This window comes from Pseudoalteromonas sp. T1lg48 (genome assembly GCF_002964785.1).
GTDB lineage: Bacteria > Pseudomonadota > Gammaproteobacteria > Enterobacterales > Alteromonadaceae > Pseudoalteromonas.
The window spans coordinates 847,389-859,008 of sequence record NZ_PQCC01000018.1 but is presented as its reverse complement, the minus strand read 5'-3'; the positions used below and the strand labels follow the sequence as shown (position 1 = coordinate 859,008).

Sequence of the window (11,620 nt, the reverse complement as noted above, 5' to 3'; positions counted from 1 at the left end):
CTACTGATTAACTCAAAGCTGTAGGCCTGCTTGCTAAGGCAGAGGGATAAACTCTTCCTCATCGCCGGGCACATTGGGAAAGCCACCTTGTCGCCATTTTTCTTTCGCTTGCTCGATATCGGCCTGGCTGCTTGAAACAAAGTTCCAATCGATGATCCTTGGTCCGAGATGGGCACCGCCAATTAAGACGACGCGGGAGTACTCATGGGCGCTGATACTGAGCGCTTGCGCGCAGTCGAACACCGCCATAGTTTTAGAGGGCACCGAAATTCCACTACAGTGAATATGGCCACGCACCACATACAGACCCAGCTCCTCGCAGCTGGGTAGCTGCAACGTTTGTCCAGGCGCCAATTCAGCTTCAAAATACAGGGTATCGGAAAAGGTTTTCACTGGTGAGTCTTGGCCATATGTGTTGCCCATCATCACCCGCACTGGCACCCCTTGAACCCTGGTAATAGGCAAAGATGAGGCGGGATAATGATAAAAGGCCGGGTCCATGTGTTCGCACTCCTGTGGCAGCACCAGCCAAAGTTGAAGGCCTTCTACACTGTGCGTATCGGCGCGCTCCTGCTCACTTTGTCGTTCTGAGTGAACCACGCCCTTACCGGCGACCATCAGGTTGACGTCGCCGGGGCGGATGGGTTGTACACTGCCCAAGGAGTCACGGTGTAGCAGTTCGCCGTCAAACATATAGGTGACGGTGGCGATACCAATATGAGGGTGAGGACGCACATTGACGCCCTCTCCTGGAGCGAAGGTCGCGGGCCCGAGATGATCAAAATAAATCCATGGCCCTATGGTCGTTACTTCTGTCGTGGGCAGGGAGCGCAGTACAGAAAAACCGCCCATGTCTTTAAAGCGTGGTGTTAACAGCGCCCGGATCGGCGAACGTGCGGTAATCGGTTTACTCTGCTGCGCCTCTATATTACTGACTCGACTCATGCCTGCTCCTGGAAATTGACCCAATAAATCAACTAAATCGCTAAGCTGCTTTTCAAGTTTAGTCTCCCTCGGGCAAATAGATAAAAAAAGTCCGGATAAAGAGTACTTAGCGATGGGCTTAGGGGCTTATACATGAGCTTGTTATTATATTACCCCTAATATAGGAATGATTTTTTATTTAATAAATGAATTGTCCCAATAATTTAAACTTTTACAAAAGCTTCATTTGTTTTTAACAAAACCCCTTCAATATCGCCGCCCTGTACCACTATCTAAAATAGCTAAACCAGGGAATAAAAATGAAAATAAATAAAACCATGCTGGCGGCGGCCATTTCTTCGGCACTGCTGATGGGCTGTGATTCGGACACAAAAACAGTTGAAGTTGAGCGTGTCGTTGAAGTTGAAAAAATCGTTGAAGTACCGGTTGAACAAGAAGAAGTCACCTCGGTTAAAAACGTCATTTTAATGATCGGCGACGGCATGGGCCCACAACAAATAGGCCTGCTTGAGGAATATGCGCGTCGGGCGCCAAACAGCGTATTGGCAAGCACGACCACGGGCATGCAGAAGTTTGCCGACGGCGGTCGTGTAGGTTTGTCGCTTAATGCTCCGGGTGGCAAAAACGGCAGCCTGGTAACCGACTCGGCGTGCTCGGCGACTCAGTTGGCAACCGGTATGTCCGCGGCCTCCGAAGTGATTGGTTTGGATGATCAGGGTAATGTGGTCGAGACCATTTTGGAAAAAGCCAAAGCGGCGGGTAAGGCCACGGGTCTGGTGACCGATACTCGTATTACCCACGCAACGCCGGCGGCTTTTGCGGCGCACCAACCGCATCGCTCGTTTGAGAATGAAATCGCCGAAGATCTCCTTATGAACCAGGTCGATGTTTTATTAGGTGGTGGTGCCCGTCACTGGTTACCGCAAGATACCGCCGATCGCAAAGATGCTTTGGCGGCAGAGTTAGGCGGCAACACCAGTGTCATTAAAAAGTCCAAGCGTAGCGATGATCGTAACCTGATCGCAGAAGCACGTGACGCGGGCTATACCTTGGCCTTCGATAAGGATCAGCTGAGCGCGGCAGAAGGCGCTAAGCTACTGGGTCTATTCGACGACTCGGCGATGAATGATGGCATCGAATACACGGCCTGTAAAAACGATGAAAGCCAGTGTAACCATGAGCCTTCACTGCGTGAGATGACGCTAAAAGCCTTGGATATCCTGTCTCAAGACGAAGACGGCTTTTTCTTGATGATCGAAGGCGGCCAAATCGACTGGGCGGCGCACGTTAATGACACCGGCTGGTTACTACACGAGCTATTGAAGTTTGATGAAGCGGTTGATGCCGTGTACGAGTGGGTAAGCGAGCGCAATGATACCCTGGTGGTGATCACCGCCGACCACGAAACCGGAGGTTTTGGTTTTAGCTACTCGGCTCATAATATTCCTGTAGCGACTACTTTGCCGGGCGACGGCATGAAAGGGGAAGACTATAAGCCAAACTATAACTTTGGTTCGCTGTCTACCCTGGACAAGATCTACGCCCAAAAAGCGTCTTTCTATGCGATTTACGACAAGGTGAATGCTGATTGGGATTTTGGCGCTTCAACGCCTGAGCAATGGCAAACTGCGGTAAACGCAACGCTGCACCCGGATTTCCATATCGATTATGCTGATGCCCAAGCCATCGCTGCGGTTAAGCCTAACGAAAACTATTATGCGGATCACAAGTACCTAAGTGCCACGCAGGTACCGGCTATCAACGACTTCAGCGACTTCTATGTGTATGCCTATGAAGACCAAGGAGCCTTGATCGCTCGTGCGATTAGCTCGGAGCAAAGCGTGACCTGGGGTAACGGTACCCACACCGCGACGCCGGTTGCCGTGTATGCGTTTGGCCCGGATGGCGTGACCAAGCCATTCTCAAGCATGCTGCACCATACCGAAATCGGTCAGTTAATGGCCAAGGCCTTACTGGACAACAACTAAGAGAATGGGTGCCAGGGCGTTGTGCTTTGGCACCTTAACTATATATTTCTTAAAGGGCTTAGCGGTTTAGCTTACGAGCGCGGAAATTGCGGCCCTTCATTTTCCCCTCACTGATGGTTTTCAGCGCCGCATTGGCAATTTTACGCTGTACGGCAACGTAGGAACTGATCGCAGTGACCTTGATTTTCCCGATTTGATCCCCGGTAATGGCCTGATTAGAGGTCAGAGCACCGAGAATATCTCCCGGACGCAGCTTGGACTTTTTGCCGCCGTCGATTTGTATGGTGACCATGGGCGCACGCTTAATCGCATTGCTAAAGACGTTGTCATTGGGCAGATCGGTGGGCTCCAAGGTTTGCTCCAGATAATCTTCTAAAGCATTGACCTTGTGCGACTCTTTATAGCTCATTAAGGAGCAGGCGATGCCTTTTTTACCGGCGCGACCGGTACGGCCGATGCGGTGTACATGGACCTCTGGGTCGTGGGCAATATGGTAATTGATCACCATATCCACATGATCCACATCGATACCGCGGGCGGCGACATCCGTGGCCACAAGAATACTCAGGCTGTGATTGGCAAAGCGCACCAGGGTGCGGTCGCGGTCTTTTTGTTCTAGGTCGCCGTGTAAGGCGGCGGCATCAAAGCCCATATTCTGAAGTTGATCGCACACCTGCTGACACTCGGCCTTGGTATTGCAAAAAATCACCGCCGACTCGGGCTGGAAATGCAGCAGCAGTTTTTGCACCGCCTCCAGGCGCATCTCGTTGTTGTCCACCTCATAGAAGTACTGCTCTATGCTGCTGTCGTCATGGGTCGACTCTACCGTGACCTTTTGTGGGTTGTGCATCACGTGCTGGGCTAACTGCTCAATCTTAGGCGGATAGGTGGCGCTAAAGAGCAGGTTTTGTCGCTCTGCCGGGCAGTGATCGATGATGTATTGCAGCGGCTCTTCAAAGCCCATTTCCAGCATGCGATCCGCTTCATCAAGCACAAAGGTGTTTACCTCATCCAGGGATAAGCGGCCCTTACGCAGATGCTCTTCAATGCGTCCCGGGGTGCCGACAATAATATGGGCGCCGTGCTCAAGGGAGCCGATTTGCGGCCCCATGGGGGCACCGCCACACAGGGCCAACACCTTGATATTGTGAATGGCGCGAGCCAGTTTGCGAATTTCCACCGCCACCTGATCGGCCAGCTCTCGGGTCGGACACACCACCAGGGCCTGGACGCGAAAGCGTTTTACATTGAGATTATGTAACAGCCCCAAAGAGAAGGCGGCCGTCTTGCCTGAGCCGGTTTTACCCTGACCAATCACATCCTTGCCCGCCAAAATGAGCGGCAAGGTTTGCGCTTGGATTTCTGTCATATGGTGATAACCCAAAGACTCTAGGTTATCGAGCAAAGAGCGAGAAAGCGGGGTGCTGGAAAAGGCAGGTAAGGTCACGGTGGCAATCATCTTTTAAAAGGAAAAGGGGATTATAACATGCTCAACCTCGTGCAGGCAGAATAAAGACGCAGTTCACAACCTACCTAAACGTTTCATGCTGAGGGTTCAATTAAATCTTGACTTTAAAAAACCCAATTACTACATTTGTGGTAGTTGATAACTACAAGTGTAGTAGTTGGGGGTAAAATGAAACTCAGTGATTTTGAAATGGATGTGATGCAGCTTTTTTGGCAACACGAGCCATGTACAGCGAGCCAAATCCATCAGTTGCTTAGCGAAGCAAAAAAGAATAACAAGCAAGTGGCCTATAACACGGTGAAAACAATTGTCGATCGGCTTGAAAAGAAAGGCGCGGTGGAGCGTTGTGGTCAGCAAGGCAGGGCGATTGTTTATCAGTCTATTGTGACACAAAGCGCTCTGTCAGAAGAAGCCGTCCCCACCTTTATGCAGCGCTTTTTTAAGGGAAGCTCCCGTAATCTCATTGCTCACTTTATTAAAGAAGAGCGTCTTAATGATGAGGATATTGCCTATTTACAAAACCTGTTAAATAGCAAAAAGAAAGACATGTAAAAAAGGAGGGCGATATGACGGACTATTTCCTAACCAGCTTATTTATTTCACTGTGCGCACTGGGCGCATTAAAGGGGCTACAAAGTGCTCCGGCACGACTGAGCTTCTATGTATCGGTGGTGGCACTGTCCAGCTGGCTTGTGCCCTGGCAGCATATGCCCGAAGTTTCTACATATCAGCAAGACCCAGGGCTGACTTTTAACGTTGCACATTTTTGGCAGACGGCTCCCTCGCAAGGCCAACAACAAGATGCTTTAGCTACTCAAGTTCAGGCACCAGTGTCGTTAGTTGATGGCTATACATTTGATGTCTCTCACCTGGTATTTCTGGCGTTGATAATTGGTGTCGCCTTGTTTATCTGGCGCATAGGGCAGTACTTCTCGTTTATCAAGCGACTTTATCGCCACTCCACACCCTGTAACCGGTATGAGCACAGTAGTGGGGGTTACCCTGTTCGGGTTGCAAAGTTGGGGGCTCCGGCTTTCGCCAGTGGGGTGACACGACCCACTATCTGGCTGGATCGGGCGCTGCTTGATGCCAAAGAAGTTCATTCGATTATTCAACATGAGGCAACCCATTTACGCCAGGGGGATGTGTATTGGAGCTGGGCTATTTGCTTGTTGGAATGCCTATTTTGGTGGAATCCCCTGTGCTTATTTTTAGCTAAAAAATCAAAGCAACAGCTGGAACTCAGCTGCGATGAAAAGTGCGCAGCGAGCTTTCGGGAACAATATCAACTGGATCTTGCTAGTGTACTTTTATCGCAGCACCAAGCGAAAAATGGACATAGGCAATTTATGACCCCGTTGTTAAGTATCGCTCAACAACAGAGCTTTAACGTGCAACGGATTAAAATGTTAGACAAGGAGAAAACTATGAACAAAAAGCATGTCATTGCACTAGTTATGTCACTCGCCTTTAGTGCCGTTGCGGCGGCGCAAATTGTGGATAAAGATAAGCCGCAGCAGGTACAAGCACAGCAAACAGCCATTAGTTATGAAGAGCAAATGGCTGCGTTGCTCGATGGCGCAGCCGAGGCTAAAAGCAAAGATGTAGAAAAGCTCAATAAAGTGTTTGCTAACATCCTACATTGGCACGCCAATAGAGCCGTACTCAACGAACCGGACGAAGGCAAAATTAAGCTACTGAGCTTTACCCTGCTGAGTCATGTTGGTCACAAACTTGCTCGTTATGAAGATGTTATGTTTGCTTTCGCAGACTGGTATCCCGATGCGGACTCGGCGCCATATTTTTTGAAAAATGTAACGGCCTTGACGCACTTGCAACTGCAGCAGCCGAACTTAGCAATTAATGAGTTAAACGAACTAAAGGCGCAGCTCAAGAGCCAGACTAAACCTGGAACCCTGATGAACCTGGCCCGTTCGTACATAGAGGTGGAGGACTTTGACAATGCGCTAGCCATCCTTGAGCAGTTACCAGAAGACAACAAGTACACAGCCGTTTTGAAGTACTATGTTTACTTCCATCAAGGTGATAGTGAAAACATGGAGCGGATTAAAGCGCAGCTACCTACAGAAGTGGCCAGCTTACCGCCGAGCCTTCCGGATTTTGGTATCCCCATGTCGCCATTGTTAGCCAAGTTATAGTGCAATACTAAAGCCCCATAATTGGGGCTTTGTTTTTATCATTGCTTTGTTGGTTAACGAGATAAAACGTCGTGGTACTGTTTTGCTTATTAATCCGACTATAATGACTGGCAGTGCCGGTATTCGTACCAATGACGAAAATAAGTCCAGTAAGGCGCTTAGTTACATTGGAGGTAATAGTGAGTGAGCAACAGGCTGCGTTCGGCTCTTTGCGTGCGCAAATGACAGAGTATGCTCCCATCGGTGAGCTGACCTGGCAGCAATTTAAGCCCCTGTGCACCTTGATTCATGTGGATAAGCACCAGCTGATTTATCCATATGGGGTCGTGCCACAGTCCTTCTCTTATCTCTATCGAGGCTTGGTACGTTGTTTTGTTACCGATGAAAAAGGCAATGAATACAATAAGATGTTCTTTGATGAGGGCAAGTTTCCCGGGTCTATGACGGCGCTGTTAACACAGCAAGCATCAAGTTTGGCCTTTGAGGCACTGGAGCAAAGTACGCTGATTGCCATCGATTTTAAGGGCTATCGCCGGCTAATGCAGAGCAATCCAGAACTTATGCTCTACCAAATCCATTATCTTGAGAAGAACTGGTTGTTGGCAAAAGACCAGCGTGAAATCGAGATAGTGCAGGACGATGCCACCACCCGTTATCTGCACTTTAGCAAGCAATTTCCTGCCTTAGCCGAGCGCTTACCGCAATACCATATCGTTCGCACTTGGGGATCACGCCGACCCAGTTAAGCCGGGTGAGAAAAAACTTATCCCTTATCAACCTATGTAAATGAACCCCGAATAGCGCCTCGATACACTTCATCTAGTCCGCTGGAGCATTTCCGCTCCAGCCCCGAGAGGATCGACACAGAGGTGAGTATGGAGTTTTTAACCGCACTAGAGTGGCGTTACGCCGTAAAACAATTTTCCCAGCAAATGGTGCCAGAAGCGCAACTGCAAACCCTGTTACAGGCCGCCACCTTAAGCCCGTCGGCATATGGATTGCAGCCTTATAGGTTAATTCTGGTACGTTCAACATACTTGCGCGAGCAACTGGTGCCTCATTCCTACGGCCAGGATAAGGTGGCTAATAGTTCGCATTTGCTTGTTTTTGCGGCGCAGACAAACATTGGTGATAAGACGGTAGAGCGCTATATAGCCCGCCACAGCGAAGTCACGGGCACCCCCATTGCCGATTTACAGCGTTACGGTGATCATATGAAGTCGGCGCTGGCCAGTAAAACACCGGCACAGCGCCAGGAATGGGCACATCAGCAAGCCTATATTGCCCTTGGCAACTTGCTTACCTGTGCGGCACAGATGCGTATAGATACCTGCCCGATGAGCGGGATTGACGCGCAGCAGTATGACCGCATTCTTGGGTTAACAAAGCGCGGTTTAACCACGACCGTGATCTGCCCCATAGGCTATCGACATCAAGAAGACAGTCAAGGTCAGGCTGCGAAGGTGCGCTTTGACTATGCCGAGATGGTAGACAGCGTATGATGGCCTTAATGCTTTGTATACTGGCCATTGCTGCCGGCGCCGCCATTGCCATACAAGCGGCCATGAATGCGCAATTGGGGGTGTTGCTCAACAGCGCAATGTTCGCCACGGGGGTGGCGTTTTTAACCAGTTTGACTCTTGTCACCGCGGTGCTGGTATTCACCAGTAAAAGCTACCCGAGTGTTGGGGTCATCACCAATGTGCCCTGGTATTTGTGGCTCGCCGGCGTGTTCAGTGCGTTTGGCGTCAGTTGTTTTTATTATCTGATCCCAAAAATGGGCCTAGGAAGCATGATGTCGTTTGCCTTGTCGGGGCAAATTGTGGTGGCCATGCTTGCAAGTCACCTGGGTTGGTTTAACTTGCCCGTTAAGGCTCTGGATGGCAGCAGGTTATTGGGAACGGCGTTATTGATTGGTGGTGTTATCTTAGTGAATTGGGACTCGAGAAGTGGATATTAATCAAGCCAATATAGCGAACTTAACAAGCCTTTGGGAGCGCTATGGTGCGGCGCTCTTGGCTGATGAGAGCACATGGCCATTTAAGGTCAATCACGTGTGGCCTAATCGCTGCTGGCACCCAGAGCCCGGTTCGCTGACCAGCATGGCGCCGCTAGCCGAGGCTCGAGCTGGGGTGATGTTTCCACTTTGGCCGGATTTGCATGGGTCGCCATTGCAGTTCCCCGAGGAGCGTGAGTTAGCGCTTAAACACGCCGGTTGGGATTGCGTCTTAGCACAAACGGCCATGTATTTACCCTTGTCCGTAAGTGATTATCCACCCACCTCGGACAAGACAATCACGAGCGCAGAGTTGGTGGTAAGAAACATTACTAGGGTCGAGGAGGTTTCTTCCTGGATAGAGGTGGTGAATGAGGCTTTTGGTTATCGTGTGGATGCCCGGGCCATTGCGCCTTTACTCGAATGTGAGCAAGCACAATTATATGTTGGTGTATGGGCGGGAGAGGTTGTGGCCAGCGCGCTTTTGTATTACACCGGGGAGGTGGTCGGCCTTCATCAGGTCGCGTTAAAACAAACGCATCAAGGACAAGGGCTTGCCAAAAGGATGATGCTGGATTTGCTCAGGCTTGCGGTAGCCTCGGGGGCGCAGTATATGGTCTTGCAGGCATCGGCGGCCGGTCGACCTCTGTATGAAAACCTTGGCTTTATAACCCAGTTTGAGATCCGCAGTTATAGCAACCGCGCTTAACAATTGAAATCTGTTACTGCTTGTCATTAAAGCCCTTACCGGTCAATAGTGCTATAACAAAAATGCCGGTCTATATAGACCGGCATGGGTGTTGCAATGTATCGGTAGTTTAACTAAGGCTTAGAAAACTACGGTTACAGTTGCAGAGCAGTTAGTCGTGCCTGCTTCACAGATTGAGTAGTTGTATACACCGCCGCCTTTTTGGTTGATAGCGTCAGTGTAAGCACCGTCATTGTTGGTGGTGGTGATAGCCGCGCCGTTGCGATAGATATCAACATTGCTGCTGTTTGCACCGCTCCAGCTTAGGTCTACGCGTTGACGACCTTTTACCTTGTAACCAAACGCATTTAGGTCGATAGAGCCGCCCGTAGCACCGCTGCTTACATTCAGGGTTTGTGAGCTGGTATCGGTTTGACCGGCGCTGTCGGTTACCGTTAGTGTCACTGTGTATGAACCGTCGGCCGCATAGCTGTGGCTAGGGTTTTGCGCCGAGCTGCTAGCGCCGTCGCCGAAGTTCCAGCTGTAACCGGTTACGCCGTTGTCATCCGAGCTCGCGTCGGTGAAGCTACAAGCCAGGGCATCACATGAGAAGCCGAAGTCTGCAACCGGAGCATTGTCAGATGAACCGCCGCCACAGCTGGTACCCGCTAGGTAATCGATGGCCGCTTGTGCTTTAACCAGACCGTAACCGGTTTTCACGTCACGACCGGCAGCATCTAAATCTTCAGCAGTAACCGCCAGGGCGTTACGCACTTCCGCTGCCGAACAGGCGGTATGATATGACCACACCAGGGCGGCAACCGCACTCACGTGAGGGGTCGCCATAGAGGTACCATTGTAGTAATCCCAGTCCTGGCCATCTACTTTAGATAGGCTCGCCGTTTGACCCGCTTTTGCAGCCAGCTCAAGGCCGGTTGCGCGGTCAACAGAGGCCGTCGGAATGCCTTGAATTTTGCCATTGAAGTCAACCATAAATGGCGCTTGTAGGCCCGGGCGAGCAGCATTACTGTAAACGATAATACCTTCGGCACCGGCGTCGGCACAGGCATTGGCGCCACGGTATTCAGGGTATGAATTTTCCGTTGAGGTCGAGCTGTCACCTTGGTTTTCACCACGTTCAACAAGACAGATTTTACCCGTCATGTCGCCACACGAGTATGAAGTACCCGTTGTAGTACACACGCCTAGCGCACCACTGGCTGAGCCATTGTTGCCCGCAGGGTCAAATGACAGGCTGCTGTTGTAGAACAGGTGTGGTACCACGCCATTAGCGAAGTAGTCGGTACCGCCAACGCTTAGTTGTGCTAGCTGACCGTCGCCTAGACCCACGCTTGACAGTACGGCTTCACCTGGACCGGCAAGTTCAACCTGGTTGGTGCGCTGTGAGAAGTTAGCGTGCATATTGCCAGAATCAACGGCCGCTACCGATACCACATCATCATATGAAGCCGGGTAAGAGTGAGCGGTATTACCGTCGTTACCTGCCGCGGCGATGCTTAGTACACCTTGGCTGTAGTAGTTGGCAAAGGCATTGCCTTCGGTGCGGCTGCTGCCACCACCACCTAGACTCATGCTGATAACGTTGGCGCCCGCTGCCACACAGTCATCAACCGCTGCGACTAGGCTTGAAGAGTAGCCCCAGCCTGACTCGTTAAATACTTTAATGATATGCAGGTTTACATTGCCGTTTGGCATTACACCCACAACACCCGAACCATTAGTGATACCGGCTACGGTACCGGCAACGTGAGTACCGTGTGAACCGCCTGGCGTTGACCACTGGCCGGTGCCAGAGTCGTTGGTGCCTGATACCAGGTTCGCGTCTAGGTCCGAGTGACGGATGTCATAGCCTGAGTCGATAATACATACGGTGCGGTTGCCGGCTAGCTCATCGGAAACGATATCCGCTTCAACGCGGCTGATACCCCATGGCTCAACCTCTGTGGTGTTTAGGTTGGTGGCAAGTAGGTGACGTTTAACGTCGGCTTCTACAAATTCAACATTGGGGTTGTTACGCAGGCCCTTAAGAGCCGCCGCTGGTACTTCCACGGCGAAGGCATCGTGCTTGGCCAGGTCAACTTTAATTTCACCGCCTAGCTTTTTCGCCAGCGATTTTACTTCGGCAGACTTACCGCGAGTGAATTTTACGATTACGCGCTCTTTGCTCGCTCCGTTCGTTTTTACTTGTTCAGCTTTATCCTTGCTGCCTAAATTCGGTTGTAAAGAGTTTGCTAGTGCTGCTTCTGAGCCAAGGCCTAGAGCCAATAGGGTGGCCGTAGCAACGAGAGAGAATTTAGACTTCATAGTGAGTACCTTTATTTAATTATTGTGTTGTCATTGTGCCTTGGTGACACA

At 50.7% G+C, this 11,620-nt stretch carries 10 protein-coding genes; 7 read left to right on the top strand and 3 right to left on the bottom strand.

The window, feature by feature from the left end; genetic code table 11:
- Positions 1–33: 33 nt before the first annotated feature.
- Complete coding sequence (locus C2M29_RS13130) at positions 34–945, bottom strand: pirin family protein (protein ID WP_105190190.1); 912 nt, start codon at positions 943–945, stop codon at positions 34–36.
- Between the two features lie 299 nt (positions 946–1,244).
- Between C2M29_RS13130 and C2M29_RS13125 the strand changes: the two genes are divergently transcribed.
- Positions 1,245–2,933 carry an alkaline phosphatase gene (locus C2M29_RS13125; RefSeq protein WP_233998427.1) on the top strand — a complete coding sequence of 563 codons (1,689 nt, stop codon included), beginning with the start codon at positions 1,245–1,247 and terminating at the stop codon, positions 2,931–2,933.
- A gap of 58 nt (positions 2,934–2,991) precedes the next feature.
- Here C2M29_RS13125 and dbpA read toward each other — a convergent pair whose 3' ends face one another.
- Positions 2,992–4,380, bottom strand: a complete 1,389-nt coding sequence (gene dbpA / locus C2M29_RS13120) for an ATP-dependent RNA helicase DbpA (RefSeq protein ID WP_105190271.1) — start codon at positions 4,378–4,380, stop codon at positions 2,992–2,994.
- Between the two features lie 189 nt (positions 4,381–4,569).
- On the opposite strand from dbpA, the gene C2M29_RS13115 reads away from it, so the two are divergent.
- The 6 genes from C2M29_RS13115 to C2M29_RS13090 all read left to right on the top strand — a co-directional run bounded on the left by C2M29_RS13115 (position 4,570) and on the right by C2M29_RS13090 (position 9,265).
- On the top strand, positions 4,570–4,953 hold the full coding sequence (locus C2M29_RS13115; protein WP_105190189.1) for a BlaI/MecI/CopY family transcriptional regulator: 384 nt from the start codon (positions 4,570–4,572) through the stop codon (positions 4,951–4,953).
- A 14-nt stretch (positions 4,954–4,967) separates the two neighbouring features.
- Positions 4,968–6,560, top strand: coding sequence for a M56 family metallopeptidase (locus C2M29_RS13110; RefSeq protein ID WP_105190188.1), 1,593 nt, complete (start codon positions 4,968–4,970; stop codon positions 6,558–6,560).
- A 179-nt stretch (positions 6,561–6,739) separates the two neighbouring features.
- Positions 6,740–7,306 carry a Crp/Fnr family transcriptional regulator gene (locus C2M29_RS13105; RefSeq protein WP_233998426.1) on the top strand — a complete coding sequence of 189 codons (567 nt, stop codon included), beginning with the start codon at positions 6,740–6,742 and terminating at the stop codon, positions 7,304–7,306.
- A gap of 129 nt (positions 7,307–7,435) precedes the next feature.
- A complete protein-coding gene (locus C2M29_RS13100; protein ID WP_105190187.1) occupies positions 7,436–8,062 on the top strand; it encodes an NAD(P)H-dependent oxidoreductase in 627 nt (208 codons plus the stop codon).
- Entirely contained in the window at positions 8,059–8,520 is a 462-nt protein-coding gene (locus tag C2M29_RS13095; RefSeq protein ID WP_105190186.1) for a DMT family transporter, read from the top strand. Before C2M29_RS13100 ends, C2M29_RS13095 begins: the two co-directional genes overlap by 4 nt.
- Positions 8,510–9,265, top strand: coding sequence for a GNAT family N-acetyltransferase (locus C2M29_RS13090; RefSeq protein ID WP_105190185.1), 756 nt, complete (start codon positions 8,510–8,512; stop codon positions 9,263–9,265). The genes C2M29_RS13095 and C2M29_RS13090 overlap by 11 nt, the downstream gene beginning before the upstream one ends.
- Before the next feature lie 120 nt (positions 9,266–9,385).
- Here the strand turns inward: C2M29_RS13090 and C2M29_RS13085 are convergent, their stop codons facing one another.
- The gene (locus C2M29_RS13085) at positions 9,386–11,569 is read right to left on the bottom strand and encodes a S8 family serine peptidase (RefSeq protein ID WP_158684734.1); all 2,184 of its coding nucleotides are present in this window, start codon (positions 11,567–11,569) and stop codon (positions 9,386–9,388) included.
- Positions 11,570–11,620 lie beyond the last annotated feature (51 nt).

Coding starts and splice junctions, on each gene's coding strand:
- C2M29_RS13130 (WP_105190190.1), bottom strand. CDS start 945: ATGAGTCGAGTCAGTAATATAGAGGCGCAGCAGAGTAAACCGATTACC.
- C2M29_RS13125 (WP_233998427.1), top strand. CDS start 1,245: ATGAAAATAAATAAAACCATGCTGGCGGCGGCCATTTCTTCGGCACTG.
- C2M29_RS13115 (WP_105190189.1), top strand. CDS start 4,570: ATGAAACTCAGTGATTTTGAAATGGATGTGATGCAGCTTTTTTGGCAA.
- C2M29_RS13110 (WP_105190188.1), top strand. CDS start 4,968: ATGACGGACTATTTCCTAACCAGCTTATTTATTTCACTGTGCGCACTG.
- C2M29_RS13100 (WP_105190187.1), top strand. CDS start 7,436: ATGGAGTTTTTAACCGCACTAGAGTGGCGTTACGCCGTAAAACAATTT.
- C2M29_RS13095 (WP_105190186.1), top strand. CDS start 8,059: ATGATGGCCTTAATGCTTTGTATACTGGCCATTGCTGCCGGCGCCGCC.
- C2M29_RS13085 (WP_158684734.1), bottom strand. CDS start 11,569: ATGAAGTCTAAATTCTCTCTCGTTGCTACGGCCACCCTATTGGCTCTA.